Genomic DNA, 22,011 nt, shown 5'->3' with positions numbered 1-22,011 from the left:
ATCAGGAGGCCGATCTTGCGGCGCAAATGGTGGGCCTGGGCGCTCGCCGGCGTGGTGGCGTTGCCTTCGCTTCTGGTCGGGGCGCTGTTCGCCGTGCCGATGATTTTCGGCTGGGCCTGGCTGAAGGATCCGCTTTCCACGCAGCTCGGCGATCGCCTGGGTTACGCCGTGGCGATCGACGGCGACCTGGACATCGATCTCGGCCGGATCGTCACCTTACGTGTCTCGGGCCTGCGTCTCGGCAATCCGGAATGGGCGCACCGGCCGGAAATGGCGCAGATCGAGCGGCTCGTCGTCGAACTCGCGCCGCTGGATCTGCTGCGTGGCCGCCTGCGATTGCCGCGCATCGAGTTGACCGGGGCGGATATCGAGCTCGAGCGCGCCGCCGACGGGCGGCAGAACTGGCAGGCCAATCCGGCCGCCGATGCCGTGGCTCCCGAAGAGCGTGGCGATCTGCCGGTGATCGAGCGGATCGACATCAAGCAGAGTCGGGTCGTCTATCGCGACGCGGCGAGCGGCTTCGGCATCGAGGCCGAGGCGGCATCGGTCGAGGGCGAAGCCAAGGCCGACCAGCCGCACCTGGAGATCAAGGGCACCGGCACGGTCGACGACCGGCCGTTCACCTTCGCGATCGTCGGCGGTTCGATCCTCGCCCTGCGCGACAATGACGAGCCGTATCCAGTCACCGTGACCGCCGATCTCGGAGATACGCATCTCGAAGGCAAGGGCACGATGACGGAGCCGCTGCGCGCCCGCGGCGTCGACGTCGAGCTTTCGCTGAAGGGCGGTAGCGTCCGCCAGCTGTTCGCAGCGCTCGGCATGACCGCGCCGGAGACGCCGCCCTATGCGATCAAGGGGCGCCTGCGCAAGGAAGGCGAGGTGTGGAGCTTTGCCGATGCAACCGGCACGATCGGCAGCAGCGACATCGCCGGCTGGGTCAAGGTCGACGCAACGCGCGCGCGCCAGCATCTCACCGCCGACCTTGCTTCGCGTTCGCTCGACTTCTATGACCTCGGTCCCATCCTCGGCCTGCCGCCGGGCCTGGCCGAAGGCCAGCCGGCGACCGAGGAACAGCGCCGGGCGGCTGCCCGGCTCAAGGCGAGCCCGCGCGTCCTGCCCAATGCGCCGCTCGATATCGAGCGGCTCGCCAAGTTCGACGCCGACGTACGATTTCGTGCCCAGGCCGTGAAGAACATCCCGGTTCCGATCTCGCCGGTCGATCTGACGGTGGACCTCAAGCAGAGCGTGCTGAAGCTCGCGCCTTTCAGGTTCGGCTTCTCGGGCGGTACGGCGAATGCGGCGGTGGTCATCGATGCCCGATCCCGGCCGGTGCGCACGTCCTACGACGTGAAGATGTCGGATATGAGCCTGGACCAGCTGATGGCGCGGCTTGGTCTCAAGGACGTGGCATCCGGCAGGGTGCGCGCGCGCATCAAGCTCGAAGGCGCGGGCGATACGGTCCGTGAATCTCTCGCGACCTCGAATGGTACGGTCGGGCTGGCAATGGGTGGCGGCGCCATCAGCCAGTTGGCGATGGAGGCGGCCGGGCTCGACATCGCTGAGACGCTCGCCTTCCTTGGCAGGAAGGAGAAGACCGTACAGGTCCGCTGCATGGTCACCAGTTTCGCCGTGCAGAAGGGCGTGATGGACGCCCGCGCCATCGTGCTCGACACGACGGATACTGTGCTGACCGGCAGGGGCGCCATCAGCTTGCGCAACGAGACCCTGGACCTCGAGCTGATGGCCGATCCGAAGGACTGGTCGCCACTCTCGGTGCGCACGCCGATCGAGCTCAAGGGCACGTTCAAGAGCCCAAAGCCGGGCATCAAGCCCGGTGCCGCGGTCGCCCGCGGCGCGGCCGCGGTGGCGCTCGGCGCGATCCTCACGCCGCTCGCCTCGGTGCTGGCCTTCATCGATCCGGGCACCGGGGAGGACACCAATTGCGGCGCGCTTCTCAACGCGACGCCGGCGCAGTGATGCGCTAGACAATCTCCCGGCGATGCGGGGAGTCCGGCGTGGCGGAGTTGCGTGCAATCGGTCTGATGAGCGGCACGTCGATGGATGGCGTCGACGCGGCGCTGATCGCGACGGACGGGTATCGCGTCGCGGAATTCGGTCCGTGGACGACGCTGCCCTATGACGACGCATTCCGCGACCGGCTGCGCGGCACGCTCGGCGGGACAGGCCCGGTCGCCGCCGTGGAGCGCGAGCTGACCGAGCGCCATGCGGAGGCGGTGGAGCGTCTGCTGGCCGAGCACCGGATCGACCGCGCCTCGATCGACCTGATCGGCTTTCACGGCCAGACCATCCTGCATCGGCCGGAGCAGCGCCGGACCTGGCAGATCGGCGACGGCGCGCGGTTGGCCGCGCGGCTCCGCCTGCCGGTGGTGAACGACTTCCGCTCGGCCGATGTCGCAGCCGGCGGGCAGGGCGCGCCGCTGGCCCCGGTCTACCACGCCGCGCTGGCGGCCGACCTGCCGAAGCCGGTGGCGGTGCTCAATCTCGGCGGCGTCGGCAATGTCACCTGGATCGGTGAAGGAGACGCATTGCTCGCCTTCGACACCGGTCCCGCCAACGCGCCGATCGACGACTGGGTGCGCCGGCAGACCGGTGCCGCCCGCGACGACGGCGGCGCGCTGGCGCAAGCGGGCCGCATCGACGCGGCGCGCGTGCAGGCCGTGCTGGCGAAGCCCTATTTCGCCGCGCCGCCGCCGAAATCGCTCGACCGCGACGACTTCACCTGGCGGATGGCGGATGGGCTATCGGCGGCGGATGGCGCGGCCACCCTGGCGGCGATCGTCGCCGCGACCGTGGCCGCTTCGCGGCCGCACCTGCCGGCGCCGCCGCGCCGCTGGCTGGTCACCGGCGGCGGCCGGCACAACGTCGCCTTGATGGAAGCGTTGCGATCCGCCCTGGCCGTCGCCGTCGATCCGGTGGAGGCGGTGGGCTGGCGCGGCGACGCGCTGGAGGCGGAGGCCTTCGCCTTCATGGCCGTGCGTCACCGCCTGGGCCTGCCGATCAGCTTTCCGGGCACGACTGGCGTGCCGGCGCCGATGACCGGCGGCCGGATGCATCCAGCCGCTTAGGCCGTCACTTCGGCTTCAGCGACTTCTTGAGGTACTTGTCGACCATGCCGCCGAGCTCTTCGAGCTTGTTCTCGAAGAAATGGCCGGTGCCGGGGATGGTCCGGTACTCGACCGTGATGTCCTTCTGATTGGCGAGCCGTTGGGCGAGCTTCGCCACCTCGGGCTCCGGCACCAGGTCGTCGGCCGTGCCGTGCACGATCAGGCCGGACGAGGGGCAGGGCGCGAGGAAGCCGAAATCGAACTTGCCGGCCGGCGGCGCGACCGAGATGAAGCCGGCGATCTCCGGCCGGCGCATCAACAGCTGCATGCCGATCCAGGCCCCGAACGAGAAGCCGGCGACCCAGCATTGCGAGGCGTTCGGGTTGTAGGCCTGCAGCCAGTCCAGCGCCGAGGCAGCGTCCGACAGCTCGCCCTGGCCCTGGTCATAGCCGCCCTGGCTGCGGCCGACGCCACGGAAGTTGAAGCGCAGCACCGAGAAGCCGTTTTTGGCGAAGGTCTGGTACAGCGTATAGACGACCTTGTTGTTCATCGTCCCGCCATACAGCGGGTGCGGATGCAGGATCAGCGCCAGCGGCGCATTCTGCCGGGTTTCGCTGTTGCCGTGCTGGTAGCGTCCTTCGAGGCGACCCTCGGGGCCGGTAAAGATCACATCGGGCATGTTCGATTTCGTACCTTCAGGGCGCGGCGGGATGTCTCCACGGCAGAAAGCCCATCGACGCAGTGGGGTTTGCAGACCCCGTAAGTCATTGCCGTGACAATGGATGGCGACTCGATACTTGACTAGCCCAGTCGGGAATCCTAGGTATCCTTCCAGACAGGCAATCGGCGCTCCGGCATCGGGCCGGCCTTCGCCGTTGCCGCAAGATAGCGATCCGAGCCTCGCCGTTTCAAGGTTTTCGGCGATGCACGGGGCGCTGGTCGGGGTCGCGCCGTGAAGTTGAGCACCAAAGGCCGCTATGCGGTCATGGCAATGGCTGATCTGGCCGTGCATTCGGCCGGCCGGCCGGTCACCTTGGCCGATATCGCCACCCGGCAGGAGATCTCGCTCTCCTATCTAGAGCAACTCTTCGCCAAGCTGCGCCGCGGCGGGCTGGTCAAGAGCGTGCGCGGCCCGGGCGGCGGCTATGTGCTGGCGCGCGGCGCCGACGACACCCGCATCGCCGATATCGTGCTGGCGGTGGACGAGCCGCTCAAGGCGACCGCCTGTGCCGATAACGGCGGCCGTGGATGCCAGGGCAATCCGGGGCGCTGCCTGACCCACGACCTGTGGGAGGCGCTGGGCCAGCATATCCATCTCTATCTCAACTCGGTCTCGCTCGCCGACGTGGTCGAGCGCCGGGTGCTGACCCTGCAGGGGCCGGCCTCGGTGTCGCAGGCGGCCTGAGGCAGGCCCGCGAGGTTCGTCCCGTGAACACCGACATCGCCTATCTCGATCACAACGCGACGACGCCGATCCGGCCCGAAGCGCTGGCGGCGATGGTCGCGGCGGCGGAAGCCGGCGGCAATCCGTCCTCGGTGCATCGCGCCGGGCGTGCGGCGCGGCGCTTGGTCGAGGACGCCCGTGCGGCCGTGTTGTCGGCGCTCGGCGCCGGCGGCGCGGATGTCGTGTTCACCTCGGGGGGCAGCGAGGCCAATCATCTGGCGCTGCGCGGCCTGCCGGCAGCGAGCCTGATCGTCGGCGATATCGAGCACGAGAGCGTGCGGGCCGCCGCGCAGGCGCGCGGCCTGCCGGTCTTCATCCTTCCCGTCACGCGTGACGGCGTGGCCGATCTGGCGGCGCTGGAGCGCCTGCTGGGCGAGGCGCCGAAGCCCGTCCTGGTCGCGGTCATGCTGGCCAACAACGAGACCGGCGTGATCCAGCCGATCACGGAGATCGCGGCGGCCGCACGGCGGCACGGCGCACGGCTGCACTGCGATGCCGTGCAGGCCTTCGGCAAGATCCCGCTCGATTTTGCCGCGCTCGGCGCCGACAGCGCGAGCGTCAGCGCGCACAAGATCGGTGGGCCGCCGGGCGTCGGGGCGCTGGTCCTGGCGTCGGGAAGCGAGATCGCGCCGCTGGTCGCCGGGGGACAGGAGCGCGGCTTGCGCGGCGGCACCGAGAACCTGCCCGGCATCGCCGGCTTCGGCGCGGCGGCCGAGCTGATCGGCGACACGACCGCGCGCCTGCAGGCGACGCGAGCCTGGCGCGATGGCCTGGAAGCACGGCTCAAGGCGGCGATGCCCGGCCTCGTCGTCTGGGGCGAGAATGCGCCGCGGCTGCCGAATACCAGCTGTGTCAGCCTTGCCGGCCAGAAGTCGGAGACCCAGGTCATCGCCATGGATCTGGCCGGTATCGCGATCAGCGCGGGTGCCGCCTGTTCTTCCGGCAAGGTGCAGGCAAGCCATGTGCTCGGCGCCATGGGGGCGACGGAAGCGGCTGCGACCGCCGCCATCCGCATCAGCTTCGGCTGGAACAGCAAAGCGGCGGACGGCGAGCGCATGGCCGACGCCTGGACCACATTCGTCGCGCGCAGCGCCGGGTCTGGTCCCGCGCGCGCCGCGGCCTGAAATCGAGGGAGCACCGGTCGATGAACGACACCCAGGTTACCGCAGCGAAGCTGAAGCCGAACATCCAGCTGCCGATCTACCTCGACTATCAGGCGACCACGCCGATGGATAAGCGGGTGCTCGACGCGATGATGCCGTATTTCACCGAGAAGTACGGCAACCCGCATTCGCGCAGCCATTCCTTCGGCTGGGATGCCGAGGAAGCGGTGGAGAAGGCGCGCGCCCAGGTCGGGCATCTGATCGGTACCGACGCCAAGTCGATCGTGTTCACCTCCGGCGCCACCGAATCGAACAACATCGCGCTGAAGGGCGTGATGCGGTTCTACAAGGGCAAGCGCAACCACCTCGTCACGGCGAATACCGAGCATAAATGCGTGCTCGACAGCGCCCGCCACCTGCAGCAGGAGGGCTTCGAAGTCACCTATCTGCCGGTCCGGCAGAACGGGCTGATCGACCTCGACGAGCTCCGCGCCGCGGTGACCGAGAAGACCGCGCTGGTCTCCATCATGGCGGTCAACAACGAGATCGGCGTGATCCAGCCGCTCGCCGAGATCGGCCGGATCTGCCGCGAGAAGGGCGCCTTCTTCCACACCGACGCGGCGCAGGCCGCCGGCAAGATCCCGCTCGACGTCGAGGCGATGAACATCGACCTGATGTCGATTTCGGGCCACAAGATCTACGGGCCGAAGGGCATCGGCGCGCTCTACGTGCGCCGCTCCAAGCCGCGCGTGCGGCTCGAGGCGCTGTTCTCCGGCGGCGGGCAGGAACGCGGCCTCCGCTCCGGCACGCTGTCGCCGCCGCTCTGCGTCGGTCTCGGCGAGGCCTGCGCCATCGCCGAGCGCGAGATGGGCGCCGAGAACGAGCGCCTGCGCATGCTGGCCGACCGGTTCTACCAGGGCATCATGAACCAGGTGCCCGAGGTGATCCTGAACGGCGATCGCGAGCAGCGCATCCCCGGCAACCTCAACCTCTCGTTCTCCTATGTCGAAGGCGAGAGCATGATCATGGCGATCAAGGACCTTGCCGTGTCGTCCGGCTCCGCCTGCACCTCCGCCTCGCTCGAGCCCTCTTACGTGCTGCGGGCGCTCGGCGTCGAGGAGGAGATGGCGCATACCTCGATCCGCATCGGCCTCGGCCGCTTCACCACCGAGGCGGAAGTCGACTATGCGGTGCAGACCATCGTCGAGAAGGTGAACAAGCTGCGTTCGATGAGCCCGCTCTGGGAAATGGCCCAGGAGGGCATCGATCTCAAGTCGATCGAGTGGTCCGGCCATTGATCGGTCGAACGGAAACACAAGATTAAACGCATCGGGAGCGTGTCATGGCCTATAGCGAAAAGCTGATCGATCACTACGAGAACCCGCGCAACGTGGGCTCGCTCGACAAGGGCGATACCAGCGTGGGCACCGGCCTGGTCGGCGCACCGGCCTGCGGCGACGTGATGAAGCTGCAGATCAAGGTCGGCGCCGACGGCATCATCGAGGATGCCAAGTTCAAGACCTTCGGCTGCGGCTCGGCGATCGCCTCGTCCAGCCTCGTCACCGAATGGGTCAAGGGCAAGACCATCGACGAGGCCGAGAAGATCAAGAACACCGAGATCGCGCAGCACCTGGCGCTGCCGCCGGTGAAGATCCATTGCTCGGTGCTGGCGGAGGACGCCATCAAGGCGGCGATCGCCGATTTCCGCACCAAGCGCGACGGCAAGGCCTGAGGGGCCACCATGGCGTTACCGGCACCGATCACGGTCACCGAGGCGGCGGCGGAGCACGTCAAGGCGCTGCTCGCCAAGCGCGGCAAGCCTTCGGCGGGCGTGCGCATCGGCGTGCGCACCAAGGGCTGCTCCGGGCTCTCCTACACGCTCGAATACGCGGACGAGAAGGGCAAGTGGGACGAGGTGGTGGAGGCGGGCGGCGTCACCATCCTGATCGATCCCAAGGCGCTGATGTTCGTGCTCGGCACCACCATGGACTGGACTGAGGACAAGCTGAAGCGGGGCTTCGTGTTCTCGAACCCGAACGAGAAGGGTCGCTGCGGCTGCGGGGAATCCTTCCACGTCTAGCCCTTAGGGCTGGGCGAATGGACCAAATCGCGGGGGGCCGTGGCCGGCACGGTCCCCCGCCTGCATTAGGAGCCGGTGAAGTGACCACGGCGGAAGCGACAGCGAGAGGAGAGGCGCAGGCGGTCAGGGCCTGCTGGTCCTGCCGTGGGCCGGTGCCGGCGCGCGAGCGCTTCTGCCCGACTTGCGGCCTGGTGCAGGAACCGGTCGCCGGCGACCACTTCGCGCGGCTGGACCTCGAGCCCCGCTTCGACATCGATGCAACCGATGTGGAGCGGCGCTACTTCGCCCTGCAGCGCCAGTTCCATCCCGACCGATTCGCGGCCCGGAGCGCCAAGGAGAAGGCGCTGTCGCTGCGCCACGCGACCGCGCTGAACGAGGCCTACAAGGTGCTGAAGGACCCGCTCGGCCGGGCCGAGCACCTGCTGTCGCTGGCCGGCCGCCCGGTGCGGGCCGACGGCGCCGAGACGGTGAGCGATCCCGAGCTTTTGATGGAGGCGATGGAGCTGCGCGAGCGACTGTCGGAAGCCGCCGCCGCCGCCGCCGTCGACGCGCTGTTGGCCGAGACGCGTGCGAATTCGGCGGCGCTGGAGCGGAAGCTCGGCCACGCCTTCGCCGCCGGCGACTTCGCCGCGGCCCAGAAGCTGGCGCTCCGTCTGCGCTACGCGGCCAAGCTGATCGACGAGGCGCGCGAGCGCCGTCGGAGGTTCGACCGGTGAGTATGCAGATCCTCGAAATCCACGAGCCGGGCGAGACGCCGCTGCCGCACGAGGCGGAGCGCGAGCTCGCCGTCGGCATCGATCTCGGCACCACCAATTCGCTGGTGGCGATCGCGCGCGACACCAGGCCCGAGGTGCTGCGCCTGATGCATGGCGAGGCGCTGCTGCCGAGCGTTGTCGCCTATCTCGACGGCCGCCAGCCAGTCGTCGGCCACGAGGCGCGGGCCCTGATCGGCGAGCATCCGGACCGCGTCGTCCGTTCCGTCAAGCGGCTGATGGGCCGGGGATACGGTGACGTGAAGGCGTTGGCCGGCACCTTGCCGTTCACGGTCGAGCCCGGCGAGGCCGAGCGCATGGTGCGGCTCAGGGTCGGTGGCCGCGTGGTGACCCCTGTCGAGGTCTCGGCCGATATCCTGCGCGCGCTGAAGAATCGCGCCGAGCTGGCGCTGGACCGCCCGGTGACGCAGGCGGTGATCACCGTGCCCGCCTATTTCGACGATGCCGCGCGCACCGCGACCAAGGATGCCGCGCGGCTGGCCGGCCTGCAGGTGCTGCGCCTGGTCAACGAGCCGACCGCGGCGGCGCTCGCCTATGGCCTCGATAAGGGCGCCGAGGGCACTTACGCGGTCTACGATCTCGGCGGCGGCACCTTCGACGTCTCCATCCTGCGGCTGGAGAAAGGCGTGTTCCAGGTGCTGGCGACCGGCGGCGACGCGGCATTGGGCGGTGACGATTTCGATCACCTGATCGCCGAGCGTCTGGCCGCCGAGCGTGGCGGCCCGCAGCTCGCGCCGGGCGACGCCAAGCGGCTACTGGAGGCCGCGCGCGGCGTGAAGGAGCAGCTCTCGCAGGCGAGCCAAGCCGAGATCGAGCTCGACCTCGCGCGAGCCAAGACCCGCCACAAGCTCGCCCGTGCCGAATTCGAGGCGATGATCGCGCCGCTGGTCGATCGCACCATCGCGGCGGCCAAGGCGGTGCTGCACGATGCCGATCTTGCCTCGGCGGAGATCAAGGGCGTGGTGCTGGTCGGCGGCTCGACCCGCGTGCCGCTGGTGCGCCGGCGCGTCGCCGAGGTGTTCGGGCGCGAGCCGCTCGGCGATATCGATCCGGACGAGGTGGTCGCGCTCGGCGCCGCGCTGCAGGCGGAGGCGCTGACGCATGGTTCCGACACCCTGCTGCTCGATGTCATCCCGCTCTCGCTCGGCATCGAGACCATGGGCGGGCTGATCGAGAAGGTGGTGCCGCGCAATTCGCCGATCCCGACGGCGCAGGCGCAGGAATTCACCACCTATCAGGACGGCCAGACGGCGATGGCGATCCATGTGGTGCAAGGCGAGCGCGAGCTTGCCGAGCAGAACCGTTCGCTCGCCCGCTTCACCCTGACCGGCATCCCGCCGATGGCGGCCGGGGCGGCGCGCATCCTCGTCACCTACGCCGTCGACGCCGACGGCATCCTGACGGTGTCGGCCGAGGAGCGCATGACCGGCGTTTCGCAATCGGTCGAGGTCAGGCCCTCCTACGGTCTGACCGAGGACGAGATGATCGGCATGCTGCGCGACAGCATGGAACACGGCGCCGAGGACATGGAGCGCCGCCTGCTGGTCGAGGCCCAGGTGGAAGGCCGCCGCCTGCTGCTCGCCCTTCGGGCCGCCCTGAAGGTGGACGCAGACCTGCTGGATGCGACCGAAGGCGGCAGCATCGAGGGCTTGGCGGCGGTGCTGGACCGCGCCATAGAAGGGTCCGACAGGCATGCCATCGCCGCCGCCCAGGAGGCGCTGGACCAGGCGAGCCAGGAATTCGCCGCCCGGCGGATGGATCGCGGCATCCGTACCGCGCTCTCCGGCCGGGCGCTCGACGATCTCGAGCGCCGTATGGGCGGCGCCGCCGACTAGTTTCGACCGAGAGGAACGACAGCGAATTATGCCGAAGATGACCTTCATCAGCCCGGACGGTAAGCGCACCGAGGTGGACGCGCCGGTCGGGCTCTCGGTGCTGGAGATCGCGCACCGCAACAACATCGATCTCGAAGGCGCCTGCGAAGGATCGCTCGCCTGCTCCACCTGCCACGTCATCGTCTCGCAGGAGGATTACGAGCGGCTGAAGGACGCGACCGAGGAGGAGGAGGACATGCTCGACCTCGCCTTCGGCCTCACCCATACCTCGCGGCTCGGCTGCCAGATCATCATGTCGGAGGAGCTGGACGGCCTCACTGTCACCCTGCCGGCGGCGACCCGCAACATGATGGTCGGCGACTAGGCGGCGGGCGGGGAGGGGCGCCATGAAGTGGACCGATATCCGCGACATCGCCATCGAGCTGGAGGAGGCGCATCCCGAGGCGGACGTGGTGAACCTGCGCTTCACCGATCTGCACAAATGGGTCTGCGCGCTGCCCGGCTTCGACGACGATCCCAAGCGCTCCAACGAGAAGATCCTGGAAGCCATCCAGGCCGCCTGGCTCGACGAGCGGGATTAGTCCTGTGAGCCCGCCGCTGTTCGATCGCCTGCGCGACGCCGCGGCGTACGACTGGCGGGCCTATACCGAACACCGCTTTGTCCGCGAGCTGGCCGCCGGCACGCTGCTGGAGGCCTGCTTCCGCCATTACCTGAAGCAGGACTATCTGTTCCTGATCCATTTCGCCCGCGCCTATGCGCTGGCCGTCTACAAGGGCGACGATCTCGACGACATGCGCGGCGCCGCGGCGGCATTGCACGGCATCCTGAATGTCGAGATGAAGCTGCATGTCGAGTTCTGTGCCGGCTGGGGCTTGAGCGAGGCGCAGATGGCGGCGGAGCCCGAGGCGCGCGCCACCATGGCCTATACGCGCTTCGTGCTGGAGCGCGGCATGGCGGGCGACGTGCTGGACCTGCAGGTGGCGCTGGCGCCCTGCGTGATCGGCTATGGTGAGATCGCCAAGGCGCTGGCCGCCGATCCACGGACACGCCGGGCCGGCAACCCCTACGAGCCCTGGATCGCCATGTATGCCGGGGCCGAGTATCAGCAGGTCGCCGAGGGTGCGAAGGGGCAGATCGCGCGTCTCGGCGCGCGCCGCCTGACCGAGGCGCGCTGGCCGAAACTGGTGGAGACCTTCGCGCAAGCCTGTAGGCTGGAAGCGGGTTTCTGGCAGATGGGGATCGACCAGAGTCTGTAGAGGGCCAGAGCCAGTGGGGGGCTGTCCGTCATGAAGGTCGTGGTCACCGGCTTCGAGCCGTTCGGTGAGCATGCCGAGAATCCGTCGCGCCTGATCGTGCGCAGGCTCGGCGCCGAAGGCGTCGCCGGATTCGACCTTGTCACCGCCGAACTGCCGACCGTCTTCGCCGCGGCGGGTGCCGAGATCCGCCGCCTGCTGGACGCGCATCGCCCCGACCTCCTGCTCTCGATCGGCGTGGCGTCCAACCGCAGCGTGATCTCCGTCGAGCGCATCGGCCTCAATCTCGACGACACCGCGCTGCCCGACAATGCCGGCTTCGCCACCGAGGCGCGGCCGATCGTGACGAGCGGGCCGCTTGCGCTCGCAGCGACCTTGCCGGTGCTCGCCATGCGGGCGGCGATCGGGCGACTCGGTCTGCCGGTCGAGGTGTCGAACCATGCCGGCACCTATGTCTGCAACCACGTGCTCTACGCGGCGCTGCATCACGCGGCGGCCAAGGGCCATGCGACGCGCATCGGCTTCCTGCATGTGCCGCAGGTGATCGACCCGACCGCGAAGTCGAATCTCGGGCTCGACGACCTGGTCGCGGCGGCGCGTGCCGCGCTGCAGGCGGCGGCCGGCGCCGGCGCCTGATGCTCGCCTTCTTCTTCCGCCTGCGCGGGCAGAGCGGGCGCTATCGCACCTTCGTCGCCCAGGGCAACCGCCGCTTCGCGCGGCTCGCCCTCTACCTGGTGCTGATCCTTATCGCCCATGTCGCGGCGATGATGCTGCTGGAAGGCCTGCCGCTGTTCGACGCGGTCTGGCTCACCGCCACCACGGTGGTGACGGTCGGCTATGGCGATTTCTTCGCCAAGACGGTCGAAGGACGCATCGCCACCATGGTGCTGCTCTATGCCGGCGCCATCTTCGTGCTGGCCAAGGCAGTGAACGATCTGATCGAGCTCAAGACGGAACAGGCCGACCGCAAGCTGCGCGGCGCCTGGAGGTGGAACATGCAAGACCACATCCTTGTCATCGGCAGCCCGGACCGGCATGCCACGGCGTTCTTCGAGCGGCTGGTGGAATCCATCCGCGAGACGCCGGATATCGCGACCAAGTCGATCCAGCTGCTCACCACCTGCTATGGCGAGCAGGCCCTGCCGCGGGTGCTGGGCGATCTCGGCGTCGTGCATTGGAGCGGCGCCGCTGGCGACCGCGAGGCCTTGTCGGCGGTCAACGCGAAGGCGGCCCATGCCGTCCTCGTGCTGGCCCGCGCGCAATCCGATCCCGCCTGCGACGGCGAGACCTTCGACACGGTGGACCGGCTGGTGCAGGCCGGCTGCACGGCGCCGATCGTGGCGGAATGCGTCGACGACACCGACCGTACCCGGCTGCGCCGCGCCGGCGCGCGCTCCATCGTGCGGCCGATGCGCGCCTATCCCGGCATGCTGGTCCGCGCTTTGGTGGCCCCGGGCTCGGAAGCGATCATCGAGGACCTGTTCACGGTCAAGGGCGACGAATGCCGCCGGGTGGAGCTCGCTGCGCCCTGGCGCGGCGAGTGGACGGATCTGGTGATGCGGTTGGTCGGCGGCGGCATCGGCACGCCGCTCGCCTTCCAGGACGCCGCCGGCAAGGTGCATATGAACCCGGTGGACAGGAAGGCAGTGGAAGCGGCCGCGCTGTTCGTGGTCACCCACGAAGGCCAGCACGACGCGGCCGAGCGCGTCCGCAGGGCGCTGGCCTGATCAGCGCAGCAGGACGGGCGATTTGCGCCGCGGCGCACCCTGCGGTGCCGTGGCGATCTCGGCCAGATCGTGGCGATGCCAGTCGTCGTAGGTGACGACGGCGACACCGCGCTCGCGCAGCCGGTCGAAGAGATCGCCGTCATCCGCCGGTGCCGGCAGGGCGGCGATATCCGCTGCGATCCGCCCGGCCAGCGACATGCCGTCGGTGCGGTTGGTGGGGATGACGCCTGAGGGGCCACGCGCCGCCCACCCTGCGACGTAAAGGCCCGGCGCCACGCGCCCCTCGACATTCGGAACGATGCCGCGTTCGGCATCGAACGGCGCGCCGTCGATCGCTTCGCCGCGATAACCGATGCAGGTGACGGCGAGATCGACCGGCAAGCTCTCCTCGCCGCCATCGGCGCGACGCAGGCGGATCGCCGACAGGTGGCTCGAGCCCTCGAATGCGATCGGCGCGCGATGGAACAGAAAGCGGATGCGCACCGGTTTGACCGGAACGTCCACGAAGCCGCGCAAGGTCGCGAGATTGGCTTCCTTCGTCCGGCGGTCGCCGCCGGCCTCGCCGATTTCCGTCGGCAGGTCGTCCGCCTCGACGACCGGCATGGCCCGCGCGAGGCGGCCGAGCTCCGCCAGTTCCGCGGTGGTGAAATTCGCCTCGACGGGGCCGCGCCGTCCGACAACGACGATCTCTTCGACCGGACAGGCGGCAAAGGCGGCGCGCGGTCCCTCGGTCAGGTCGCTGGCGGCCATTTCCGCCGACGACTTGGCCAGCAGGCGCGCCACGTCGATGGCGACGTTGCCGTTGCCGATCACGGCGGCCCGACGCACGGCGCCGAGCTCGGCCGGACAGGTGCCGCCATCGGGATGGCTGTTGTACCAGCGGCTGAAGGCGCCGGAGCCGATCACGCCGGGCAAGTCCTCGCCGGGCACGCCGAGCCGCCGGTCGACGGCACATCCGGTCGCCAGCACGACCGCATGATAGTGCCGGCGCAGCTCGTCCAGCGCGACGTCGCGCCCGAGCGTCACCTGGCCGAGGAAGCGCGGATTGCCCTTGGCGATCAGGCGGTCGAGCAGGCGCGTCACGGCTTTGGTGCCCTGGTGGTCCGGCGCGACGCCATAGCGCACCAGGCCAAACGGTGCGAACAGCCGGTCGAATACATCGATCCGCGCCTCCGGCAGGTTGCGCGAGAGCCCGTCGGCGCAATAGAGGCCGGCCGGCCCGGCGCCGACGATGGCGATTCGAGGGGCGATCTCGCTCGGCATGCGCCCTGCCTAGCGGTTGCGGCCGCTTGCGTCCATCCCGCGACCGCGTTTGCCGTGCTTCCCCCGGGGCACTAGTCTCTGATCCAACATGCGAAAGATTCTATGGCTTGCGTGCGCGGTGGCAGGACTGGCCGCCTGTGCCGACCGGGGTGCCTGGCAACGGGCGAGCGCCACACCCGAGCAGACGCGTACCGACGAGCGCGAATGCCGGGCGCTCGCGCAATATGAGAGCCGGCGCGACATCCGCTGGCGCGAGGACGTGTTCGAGCAGTCGAAGGATCTCGGACCGGATGACCGCTTCTCGCCGACCCTGCGGCGGCAGCAATTCGAGACCGAGTACCGCAACCGCGAGCGTCGGCTGATCGACGAATGCATGTCGGCCAAGGGCTATACGCGGAGCGGCGGGATCTTCTGACCGTCTCGCGGGTCGCAGACGAAGCCACCATCGACGGAGGACGACGATGAGCGACGATTTCGCCTTCGGCTGCTCCACCGAACGGGACTGGGCGCTGGCGGTCGCCGAGGTGGCTGCGGGCCTGGTCCGGCGGCCGGCGACGCTCGGGTTCCTCTACCTCACGGACACGCACACGGCCAACGCCGTGGCGATCCGCGACCGGCTGGCTGCCGAGACGGGCATCGAGCACTGGGTCGGCTGTGTCGCGCCCGGCATCGCCGCCGGCGCCGAGGAGCTGTTCGCCCGCCCCGCCATCGCGGCGATGGCGGCCGACCTGCCGACCGGCGCCTTCCAGGTGTTTGACGGCGCGCCGCGCGCCGGCACCGACTGGTTCGGCATCGTGCATGCCGATCCCGCCGATCCGGGCCTGCCAGAGGAGCTGACCCGGCTCGAGGACGCGACCGGCGCCTTCCTGGTCGGCGGGCTGACGGCGGCGGCTGAAGGCGGCATCCGTTTCGCCGACGGGCTGGCGGGCAAGCCGGTCTCGGGCGTGCTGTTCAACCAGTCCGTCGCGGTGGCGACCGGCCTGACCCAGGGCTGCAACCTGTTCGGACCCGTGCACGAAGTGACCGCCTGCGACCGCAACATCGCGATCGAGATCGACGGCCAGCCGGCGCTCGCGGTGCTGGAGAGCGACCTGCGCGCCGCGCATGCGACCGATCCGGAAATCCTGACTCGCCCGCTCGCCGCCGCGCTGCCGATCGCCGATGCCGACCGGCCGGATTACCTGGTGCGCGATTTCACCGGGATCGACCGGAAGCGCGGCCTGCTCGGCATCGGCGCCCTGCTGCGCCAGGGCCAGCGGCTGCAATTCTGCGCCCGCGACGCGCATTCGGCGATCTTGGATCTCGACCGCATGCTGGACGATGTCGAGAAGCGGCTCGACGGCCGGAAGCCTAAGGGCGCCGTCTATGTCAGCTGTGTTGCCCGTGGCCCGCATCTGTTCGGCGAGGGCGGCCACGAGCTCGGCCGCGTCAAGGCGGCGCTGGGCGATGCGCCGGTGGTCGGCTTCTTCGCCGGCGGCGAGATCTCCTCGGCCCGTCTCTACACCTATACCGGGGTGCTCTCCGTCTTCACCTGATCGGCCGGGACCCGACCGGCTAGGAAGGCGCGGCCGACCTGATTATGCTCGCGGCCCCGCGCCGGCCTGCGGCGCAACCGGAATTCAGGGTCGGGAGGAACGACGGAATGGATGCGAGAACCTGGGACAAGGCGAAGCTGCCGAGCCGGCATGTGTCGGTGGGCGCCGACCGCGCGCCGGCGCGCGCCTTCTACTATGCGATGGAGAAGACCAAGCAGGAGATCGCCCAGCCCTTCGTCGGCGTGGTGTCGACCTGGAACGAGGCGGCGCCCTGCAACATCGCCCTGTCGCGCCAGGCCCAGGCGGCCAAGAAGGGAGTCACCGCCGCCGGCGGCACGCCGTTCGAGTTCACCACCATCACCGTGACCGACGGTATCGCCATGGGCCACCAGGCGATGAAGTCCTCGCTGGCCAGCCGCGAGGCGATCGCCGACACGATCGAGCTCTGCGTGCGCGGCCATTGCTACGACGCGGTGGTCGGCATCGCCGGCTGCGACAAGTCGCTGCCCGGCGTGATGATGGGCATGGTGCGGCTCAACGTGCCGTCGGTCTTCCTCTATGGCGGCTCCATCCTGCCCGGCAAGTTCCACGGCAAGGATGTCACCATCGTCGACGTGTTCGAAGGCGTCGGCCAGCACGCCGTCGGCAAGATGTCGGACGAGGAGCTCGAGCTGCTCGAATGCTCGGCCTGCCCCTCGGCCGGCTCCTGCGGCGGCCAGTTCACCGCCAACACCATGGCCTGCGTCTCCGAGGTGATCGGCCTTGCGCTGCCGGGCTCCGCCGGCACGCCGGCGCCGTTCGAGAGCCGCGACAGCTATGCCCGCCAGTCGGGCGAGGCGGTGATGGAGCTGCTCCGCCGCGGCATCCGCCCGCGCGACATCGTCACCAAGGAATCGCTCCGCAACGCGGCGGTGATCGTCGCCGCTTCGGGCGGCTCCACCAATGCTGGCCTGCACCTGCCGGCGATCGCCCACGAAGCGGGGATCAAGTTCGACCTGCACGACGTCTGCAAGATCTTCCGCGAGACGCCCTACATCGCCGACCTGAAGCCCGGCGGCAAATACGTGATGAAGGACCTCTACGAGATCGGCGGCGTGCCGGTGCTGATGAAGGTGCTGCTGGACGGCGGCCTGCTCGATGGCAATTGCATGACCGTCACCGGCAAGACGCTGAAGCAGAACCTGAAGGATGTGAAGATCCCGAAGGACCAGGACATCATCTATCCGGTGAAGAAGCCGCTCTCCAAGACCGGCGGCGTGGTCGGCCTCAAGGGCAATCTCGCGCCGGAAGGGGCGATCGTGAAGATCGCCGGCATGGAGCGGCTCAAATTCTCCGGCCCGGCCCGCGTGTTCGACAGCGAGGAGGCGTGCTTCGCCGCCGTCCAGGCGCGGAAGTACAAGGACGGCGACGTGCTGGTGATCCGCTACGAGGGCCCGAAGGGCGGCCCCGGCATGCGCGAGATGCTGGCGACCACGGCGGCGCTCTACGGCCAGGGCGTCGGCGAGAAGGTGGCGCTGATCACCGACGGCCGCTTCTCCGGCGGCACCCGCGGCTTCTGCATCGGCCATATCGGTCCGGAGGCGGCGGTCGGCGGCCCGATCGCGCTGCTCAAGAACGGCGACATCATCGAGATCGACGCCACCAAGGGCACGCTGAACGTCAAGCTCCCCAAGAAGGAGCTGGCGGCGCGCGCCAAGAAGTGGCGCCCTCGCAAGACCAACTACAATGCCGGTGCGCTCTGGAAATATGCTCAGCTCGTCGGCCCGGCCGAGAAGGGCGCGGTGACGCATCCCGGCGCCAAGGCCGAGACCCACGTCTACGCGGATTTGTGATCCAGACGGTCACCTCGCCCTTCGAGACGCGCACCACGGTGCGCTCCTCAGGATGAGGTGACCGACTGAAACCTGGGAGTAGCCCTCATCCTGAGGAGGCCATGGAACATGGCCGTCTCGAAGGGTGAGGGCGGTCCGTCAATCGTCCACCGCGTGGCCGCGTTTCGGCACCAGCACGGTGCGTTCGAAGGTCATGAAGATTGTGCCGTCGGCTTTCCGGCCGGTGGTCTTCACGGTGACGACGCCCTGAGTGGGGCGTTTGGCTGATTCGCGTTTCGAGAGCACTTCGGTTTCCGCGTAGATCGTATCGCCGTTGAAGACGGGCGCCACCAGACGGATGTCGTTCCAGCCGAGATTGCCGATCGCTTTCTGGCTGATATCGCTGACGCTCATGCCGACCACGATGGAGAGCGTGAGGCAGGAGTTCACCACCGGCTTGCCGAATTCCGACTTCGCCGCGTAAGCCGCGTCGAAATGCAGCGGGTGCTGGTTCATGGTGGCGAGCGTGAACCAGGTGTTGTCGGCCTCGCTGATGGTGCGGCCGGGCCGGTGCTCGTAGATGTCGCCGATGGTGAAGTCCTCGTAATAGCGGCCATAGGATTCGCGGTAGCGGTTCGGGCCGACCTTCACGGATTCAGCGACCATCTTTGTCTCCATGCTCGTTGAGCGCTGGCGCGCGCAGGTCCGGTGTTGGCGGCTCGTGCCGGAAGCGGATCGCCGGGGCGATGTGGCGGCGGCCCTCCGCGTCGCGCAGCACCATGCCGCGCGCCAGCACGTTCGCGTCCTCGAAGGCCTCGGGCAACGTGCTGACCGGGCCGAAGCAGACGTCGAGCGGTGTCAGGAAGGCAATGGCCTCGGCCAGGGTCTGCCCTGCGAAGATTCCGCGCAGGAGATCGGTTACCGGCTGCTGATGCGGGCCAGGCTGATCGCAGAGCGGCACGAGATCGGAGCGTCCCAGTGCGCCCAGCAGGTTCTCGACGAACTTGCGCTCCTGTCCTGCCAGCACGATGTGGCGGCCGTCCTTCGTGGCATAGACCTGGTAGAAGGCGGCGCCGCCGGTGGTCCGCTCATGCTTCGGCACCGGCTGGCGGTTCTCGGCGAAAGTCGGGCCCATCAGGTTGGCGCAGGCCGCGAGGGTCGCGTCGTGCATGGCGATGTCGAGATAGTCGCCGCGGCCGGTCTTCTCCCGCGCCAGCAGCGCCATCAGGATGCCGGAAAGGCCCTGCAGCGAGCTCAGGTGGTCGGCGGCGGCGAGCGCCGGGATGGCGGGCTGGTCGTCCTGGCCGCGGGTGAGGGAGAGCACGCCACTCACCGCCTGCAGGGCCAGATCATGCGCCGGGCGGTCGCGATAGGGACCGTGCTGCCCGAAAGCGCTGATCGAGCAATAGACGACGCGCGGATTGCGGGCGGCGACCGCGTCGTAGCCTATGCCGAGCCGGTCGGCGACGCCGGGGCGGAAAGTCTCGACCACCACATCGGCCCGCTCGGTCAGCGCGAGCGCTGCCTCGCGCCCCGCCGCCGTCTTGAGGTCCAGCACCACGCTCCGCTTGCCGCGGTTGAGGTTGCGGAAGAACACGGTCACCGGCCCGTCCGAGAGGCCGACTTGCCGGCCGTGATCGCCGCCCGGTGCCTCCACCTTGACCACCTCGGCGCCGTGATCGGCCAGGGTCATGGTGAGATACGGCCCCGGCAGGAAGGAGGAAAAGTCGACGATCTTGAGGCCCTTGAGCTTCATGCGGCAGGATTCCGCTTCACCAGCTGGCGCGCGATGACGATGCGCTGCATCTCGTTGGTGCCTTCGCCGATGCAGGTGAGCGGCGCGTCGCGATACAGCCGCTCGACATCCATCTCCTTGGAATAGCCATAGGCGCCGTGGATGCGCAGCGCCTCGGTCGCGTTCTCCAGCGCCGCCTCGGACGAGAAGTACTTCGCCATGCCGGCCTCCATGTCGCAGCGCTCGCCGCGGTCGAAGGTCTCGGCCGCGTCGAGCGTCAGGAGCCGCGCGGCGCGGGCTCGCGTCGCCATCTCGGCGAGCTTGAGCTGAATCGCCTGGTGCTCGCAGATCGGCTTGCCGAAGGTCTTGCGGAGCTGGGCGTATTGCGTCGACAGGCTAAGCGCGCCTTCCGCGATGCCGACGCCGCGCGCCGCCACGTTGATGCGGCCGAGCTCAAGCCCGCCGGTCGCCATGTAGAAGCCCTTGCCCTCGACGCCGCCGATCAGATGGTCGGCGGGAAGGCGAAAATCCTCGAAGATCAGCTCGGCGGAATCGATCGACTTGTAGCCGAGCTTCTCCAGCTTCCGCCCGGTGGTGAAGCCCTTGCCCTTCGGCGCGATGAACAGGCTCATCCCGGCATGGCGCGGTGTCGCGTTCGGGTCGGTCTTGACCAGCAGCGCGAAGCAGGACCCTTCGATGCCGTTGGAGATCCAGGTCTTGGTGCCATTGATGACGTAGGTGTCGCCGTCGCGGCGGGCGGTCATGCGGATGCCCTGCAGGTCGGTACCGGCATCCGGTTCGGTGAGCGCGAGGCCGCCGCGGACCTCGCCGCTGGCGAGCCTCGGCAGCCAGTGCGTCTTCTGCTCGGCCGTGCCGAATTTCTCGATCGCCAGCGCCAGCATCAGGTGCGAATTGAAGATGCCGGTGATCGCCATCCAGACGCTGGAGATCTTCATCACCAGCTTGGCATAGGTGGTGGCCGGCAGGCCGAGGCCGCCATACTCGGCGCCGATGGTCGCGCCGAACAGGCCGAAGCGCTTCATCTGCTCGACGATCTCGGTCGGATAGGCATCGGCGTGGTCGAATTCCTTGACCACCGGGCGCACGTCGCGCTCCAGCCACTTGTCGATGCTGGCGAGCAACGCGTCTTCTTCCGCCGGATCGATCCGGCGCCGGCCGATTTCGGCATCCATCTGGCGTCCTCCCGGGCGCGCGAAACGCGACCCCTGGCAGCGGAGGCTAGGTGCGGGTGCATCCAGCGTCAAACCGGCCGGCATGGCGCCCGCCAACGCTTGACATAGCATGGCCCGGCATATATTTAACCGCACGGTTATATACAGCGCCGACGCAAGCGGGCGGCGGTGGAGGGTTCGATGCTGAAGGCAGTTCTGCTCGGGTTTGCTGGCATTCTGGTGGTCACGGTGGCTGGCCTCCTCATCTTCGCCGCGACCAAGCCCGACAGCTTCCGGGTTCAGCGCAGCGCCAGCATCAAGGCGCCGCCGGAGAAGATCTTCGCCCAGATCAACGATCTGCGCGCGCATGGTGCCTGGTCGCCCTGGGAGAAGAAGGATCCCGGCATGAAGCGCAGCTTCAGCGGGCCTCAGGCGGGCAAGGGCGCCACCTACGAATGGGACGGCAACAAGGAAATCGGCCAGGGTCGGATGGAGATCGCAGAAGCGGTGCCGCCGTCGCGGGTTCTCATGAAGCTGGACTTCATCCGCCCGTTCGAGGCCCACAACATGGCCGAGTTCGTGCTGCAGCCCGCCGGCGACAGCACCACCGTCACCTGGGCGATCTATGGTCCCAGCCCCTATATCTCGAAGGTCATGACCATGTTCTTCGACATGGACCGGATGATCGGCCAGGAATTCGAGACCGGCCTCGCCAATCTGAAGGCGCTGGCCGAAGGCTAGCGGCCGCCGAGTGCAGCAGCGCAATTCCCGAAAGACGGAAAGGAGACAGCATGCACGTCCAGTCCTATCTGATGTTCGACGGCCGCGCCGAGGAGGCCCTCGAATTCTATCGCAAGGCGATCGACGCCAAGCCGGAGATGGTGCTGCGCTTCAAGGACAGCCCGGAGCCGGCCCCGCCGGGCGCGATGCCGCCGGGCACCGAGAACAAGATCATGCATATGAGCTTCCGCGTCGGCGACACGGTGCTGATGGGCTCCGACGGCAGCTGCGCCGGCAACGGCACCTTCCAGGGCATCTCGCTGACGCTCTCCGTCGCCAACGAGGCGGAGGCCGATCGCCGCTTCGCCGCGCTCTCGGACGGCGGCCAGGTGCAGATGCCGCTGACCAAGACCTTCTTCTCGCCGAAGTTTGGCGTGGTGGCGGACCGGTTCGGCGTCAGCTGGATGGTGATCGTCGACCAGCCGGCGCAGTAG

At 68.7% G+C, this 22,011-nt stretch carries 24 protein-coding genes; 19 read left to right on the top strand and 5 right to left on the bottom strand.

Features of this window, described 5'->3' with window-relative positions; genetic code table 11:
• Nucleotides 1-15 precede the first annotated feature (15 nt).
• On the top strand, nt 16-1,977 hold the full coding sequence (locus tag DT074_RS09060; RefSeq protein ID WP_162914746.1) for an AsmA family protein: 1,962 nt from the start codon (nt 16-18) through the stop codon (nt 1,975-1,977).
• 38 nt (nt 1,978-2,015) lie between these two features.
• Nucleotides 2,016-3,086 carry an anhydro-N-acetylmuramic acid kinase gene (locus DT074_RS09055; RefSeq protein ID WP_438503675.1) on the top strand — a complete coding sequence of 357 codons (1,071 nt, stop codon included), beginning with the start codon at nt 2,016-2,018 and terminating at the stop codon, nt 3,084-3,086.
• Nucleotides 3,087-3,090: 4 nt separating this feature from the next.
• On the opposite strand, the gene DT074_RS09050 is transcribed toward DT074_RS09055, so the two are convergent.
• Nucleotides 3,091-3,744 (bottom strand): alpha/beta hydrolase, encoded by a 654-nt coding sequence (locus DT074_RS09050; RefSeq protein ID WP_119419511.1) that lies wholly within the window; start codon nt 3,742-3,744, stop codon nt 3,091-3,093.
• Nucleotides 3,745-4,017: 273 nt separating this feature from the next.
• On the opposite strand from DT074_RS09050, the gene DT074_RS09045 reads away from it, so the two are divergent.
• The 12 genes from DT074_RS09045 to DT074_RS08990 all read left to right on the top strand — a co-directional run bounded on the left by DT074_RS09045 (nt 4,018) and on the right by DT074_RS08990 (nt 13,281).
• On the top strand, nt 4,018-4,470 hold the full coding sequence (locus DT074_RS09045; protein WP_119419510.1) for an Rrf2 family transcriptional regulator: 453 nt from the start codon (nt 4,018-4,020) through the stop codon (nt 4,468-4,470).
• 23 nt (nt 4,471-4,493) lie between these two features.
• On the top strand, nt 4,494-5,633 hold the full coding sequence (locus DT074_RS09040) for a cysteine desulfurase family protein (RefSeq protein WP_368744554.1): 1,140 nt from the start codon (nt 4,494-4,496) through the stop codon (nt 5,631-5,633).
• Between the two features lie 20 nt (nt 5,634-5,653).
• Nucleotides 5,654-6,910 carry an IscS subfamily cysteine desulfurase gene (locus tag DT074_RS09035; RefSeq protein ID WP_119419509.1) on the top strand — a complete coding sequence of 419 codons (1,257 nt, stop codon included), beginning with the start codon at nt 5,654-5,656 and terminating at the stop codon, nt 6,908-6,910.
• Between the two features lie 44 nt (nt 6,911-6,954).
• A complete protein-coding gene (gene iscU, locus DT074_RS09030) occupies nt 6,955-7,344 on the top strand; it encodes a Fe-S cluster assembly scaffold IscU (protein ID WP_119419508.1) in 390 nt (129 codons plus the stop codon).
• Between the two features lie 9 nt (nt 7,345-7,353).
• Entirely contained in the window at nt 7,354-7,692 is a 339-nt protein-coding gene (locus DT074_RS09025) for a HesB/IscA family protein (protein WP_119419507.1), read from the top strand.
• Nucleotides 7,693-7,772: 80 nt separating this feature from the next.
• The gene (gene hscB, locus DT074_RS09020; RefSeq protein ID WP_162914745.1) at nt 7,773-8,408 is read left to right on the top strand and encodes a Fe-S protein assembly co-chaperone HscB; all 636 of its coding nucleotides are present in this window, start codon (nt 7,773-7,775) and stop codon (nt 8,406-8,408) included.
• Nucleotides 8,409-8,410: 2 nt separating this feature from the next.
• Nucleotides 8,411-10,300: a Fe-S protein assembly chaperone HscA gene (gene hscA, locus DT074_RS09015; protein WP_119419505.1), complete on the top strand. Its 1,890-nt coding sequence runs from the start codon at nt 8,411-8,413 to the stop codon at nt 10,298-10,300.
• 28 nt (nt 10,301-10,328) lie between these two features.
• A complete protein-coding gene (locus DT074_RS09010) occupies nt 10,329-10,664 on the top strand; it encodes a ferredoxin family 2Fe-2S iron-sulfur cluster binding protein (RefSeq protein ID WP_119419504.1) in 336 nt (111 codons plus the stop codon).
• 22 nt (nt 10,665-10,686) lie between these two features.
• Complete coding sequence (iscX, locus tag DT074_RS09005) at nt 10,687-10,881, top strand: Fe-S cluster assembly protein IscX (protein WP_119419503.1); 195 nt, start codon at nt 10,687-10,689, stop codon at nt 10,879-10,881.
• Nucleotides 10,882-10,885: 4 nt separating this feature from the next.
• The gene (gene tenA / locus DT074_RS09000) at nt 10,886-11,557 is read left to right on the top strand and encodes a thiaminase II (RefSeq protein WP_368744553.1); all 672 of its coding nucleotides are present in this window, start codon (nt 10,886-10,888) and stop codon (nt 11,555-11,557) included.
• Nucleotides 11,558-11,587: 30 nt separating this feature from the next.
• Complete coding sequence (locus DT074_RS08995) at nt 11,588-12,190, top strand: pyroglutamyl-peptidase I (RefSeq protein ID WP_119419501.1); 603 nt, start codon at nt 11,588-11,590, stop codon at nt 12,188-12,190.
• Complete coding sequence (locus tag DT074_RS08990; RefSeq protein WP_119419500.1) at nt 12,190-13,281, top strand: potassium channel family protein; 1,092 nt, start codon at nt 12,190-12,192, stop codon at nt 13,279-13,281. The genes DT074_RS08995 and DT074_RS08990 overlap by 1 nt, the downstream gene beginning before the upstream one ends.
• Here DT074_RS08990 and DT074_RS08985 read toward each other — a convergent pair whose 3' ends face one another.
• Nucleotides 13,282-14,544 (bottom strand): FAD-dependent oxidoreductase, encoded by a 1,263-nt coding sequence (locus DT074_RS08985; protein ID WP_119419499.1) that lies wholly within the window; start codon nt 14,542-14,544, stop codon nt 13,282-13,284.
• Nucleotides 14,545-14,662: 118 nt separating this feature from the next.
• Here DT074_RS08985 and DT074_RS08980 point away from each other — a divergent pair, with 118 nt between their 5' ends.
• From DT074_RS08980 to ilvD, 3 genes are all read left to right on the top strand, one after another.
• A complete protein-coding gene (locus tag DT074_RS08980) occupies nt 14,663-14,959 on the top strand; it encodes a hypothetical protein (protein ID WP_119419498.1) in 297 nt (98 codons plus the stop codon).
• Between the two features lie 46 nt (nt 14,960-15,005).
• Nucleotides 15,006-16,079: an FIST signal transduction protein gene (locus DT074_RS08975; RefSeq protein ID WP_119419497.1), complete on the top strand. Its 1,074-nt coding sequence runs from the start codon at nt 15,006-15,008 to the stop codon at nt 16,077-16,079.
• A 107-nt stretch (nt 16,080-16,186) separates the two neighbouring features.
• A complete protein-coding gene (ilvD, locus tag DT074_RS08970) occupies nt 16,187-17,911 on the top strand; it encodes a dihydroxy-acid dehydratase (RefSeq protein ID WP_119419496.1) in 1,725 nt (574 codons plus the stop codon).
• Between the two features lie 138 nt (nt 17,912-18,049).
• Here ilvD and DT074_RS08965 read toward each other — a convergent pair whose 3' ends face one another.
• From DT074_RS08965 to DT074_RS08955, 3 genes are read right to left on the bottom strand one after another with little or no spacing between them, the layout of a single operon-like run.
• Nucleotides 18,050-18,556, bottom strand: coding sequence for a MaoC family dehydratase (locus DT074_RS08965; RefSeq protein ID WP_119419495.1), 507 nt, complete (start codon nt 18,554-18,556; stop codon nt 18,050-18,052).
• Nucleotides 18,546-19,646, bottom strand: coding sequence for a CaiB/BaiF CoA transferase family protein (locus tag DT074_RS08960; protein ID WP_119419494.1), 1,101 nt, complete (start codon nt 19,644-19,646; stop codon nt 18,546-18,548). The genes DT074_RS08965 and DT074_RS08960 overlap by 11 nt, the downstream gene beginning before the upstream one ends.
• Nucleotides 19,643-20,818: an acyl-CoA dehydrogenase family protein gene (locus DT074_RS08955; protein WP_119419493.1), complete on the bottom strand. Its 1,176-nt coding sequence runs from the start codon at nt 20,816-20,818 to the stop codon at nt 19,643-19,645. The genes DT074_RS08960 and DT074_RS08955 overlap by 4 nt, the downstream gene beginning before the upstream one ends.
• Nucleotides 20,819-20,998: 180 nt before the next feature.
• Here DT074_RS08955 and DT074_RS08950 point away from each other — a divergent pair, with 180 nt between their 5' ends.
• Nucleotides 20,999-21,538 (top strand): SRPBCC family protein, encoded by a 540-nt coding sequence (locus DT074_RS08950; RefSeq protein WP_119419492.1) that lies wholly within the window; start codon nt 20,999-21,001, stop codon nt 21,536-21,538.
• 50 nt (nt 21,539-21,588) lie between these two features.
• Nucleotides 21,589-22,011: a VOC family protein gene (locus DT074_RS08945; protein ID WP_119419491.1), complete on the top strand. Its 423-nt coding sequence runs from the start codon at nt 21,589-21,591 to the stop codon at nt 22,009-22,011.

It is taken from the genome of Desertibaculum subflavum, assembly GCA_003576705.1.
GTDB classification, from domain to species: Bacteria; Pseudomonadota; Alphaproteobacteria; order Ferrovibrionales; family Ferrovibrionaceae; genus Desertibaculum; species Desertibaculum subflavum.
Note: the sequence above shows the minus strand (reverse complement) of the source record. Positions and strands in the feature narration are given on the sequence as shown.

Excerpts from the sequence above, each read along its gene's own strand:
- DT074_RS09050 (WP_119419511.1), bottom strand. The coding sequence starts at position 3,744 with ATGCCCGATGTGATCTTTACCGGCCCCGAGGGTCGCCTCGAAGGACGC.
- DT074_RS09035 (WP_119419509.1), top strand. The coding sequence starts at position 5,654 with ATGAACGACACCCAGGTTACCGCAGCGAAGCTGAAGCCGAACATCCAG.
- iscU (WP_119419508.1), top strand. The coding sequence starts at position 6,955 with ATGGCCTATAGCGAAAAGCTGATCGATCACTACGAGAACCCGCGCAAC.
- DT074_RS09025 (WP_119419507.1), top strand. The coding sequence starts at position 7,354 with ATGGCGTTACCGGCACCGATCACGGTCACCGAGGCGGCGGCGGAGCAC.
- hscA (WP_119419505.1), top strand. The coding sequence starts at position 8,411 with ATGCAGATCCTCGAAATCCACGAGCCGGGCGAGACGCCGCTGCCGCAC.
- DT074_RS09010 (WP_119419504.1), top strand. The coding sequence starts at position 10,329 with ATGCCGAAGATGACCTTCATCAGCCCGGACGGTAAGCGCACCGAGGTG.
- iscX (WP_119419503.1), top strand. The coding sequence starts at position 10,687 with ATGAAGTGGACCGATATCCGCGACATCGCCATCGAGCTGGAGGAGGCG.
- DT074_RS08995 (WP_119419501.1), top strand. The coding sequence starts at position 11,588 with ATGAAGGTCGTGGTCACCGGCTTCGAGCCGTTCGGTGAGCATGCCGAG.
- DT074_RS08990 (WP_119419500.1), top strand. The coding sequence starts at position 12,190 with ATGCTCGCCTTCTTCTTCCGCCTGCGCGGGCAGAGCGGGCGCTATCGC.
- DT074_RS08985 (WP_119419499.1), bottom strand. The coding sequence starts at position 14,544 with ATGCCGAGCGAGATCGCCCCTCGAATCGCCATCGTCGGCGCCGGGCCG.
- DT074_RS08975 (WP_119419497.1), top strand. The coding sequence starts at position 15,006 with ATGAGCGACGATTTCGCCTTCGGCTGCTCCACCGAACGGGACTGGGCG.
- ilvD (WP_119419496.1), top strand. The coding sequence starts at position 16,187 with ATGGATGCGAGAACCTGGGACAAGGCGAAGCTGCCGAGCCGGCATGTG.
- DT074_RS08965 (WP_119419495.1), bottom strand. The coding sequence starts at position 18,556 with ATGGTCGCTGAATCCGTGAAGGTCGGCCCGAACCGCTACCGCGAATCC.
- DT074_RS08960 (WP_119419494.1), bottom strand. The coding sequence starts at position 19,646 with ATGAAGCTCAAGGGCCTCAAGATCGTCGACTTTTCCTCCTTCCTGCCG.
- DT074_RS08955 (WP_119419493.1), bottom strand. The coding sequence starts at position 20,818 with ATGGATGCCGAAATCGGCCGGCGCCGGATCGATCCGGCGGAAGAAGAC.
- DT074_RS08950 (WP_119419492.1), top strand. The coding sequence starts at position 20,999 with ATGCTGAAGGCAGTTCTGCTCGGGTTTGCTGGCATTCTGGTGGTCACG.
- DT074_RS08945 (WP_119419491.1), top strand. The coding sequence starts at position 21,589 with ATGCACGTCCAGTCCTATCTGATGTTCGACGGCCGCGCCGAGGAGGCC.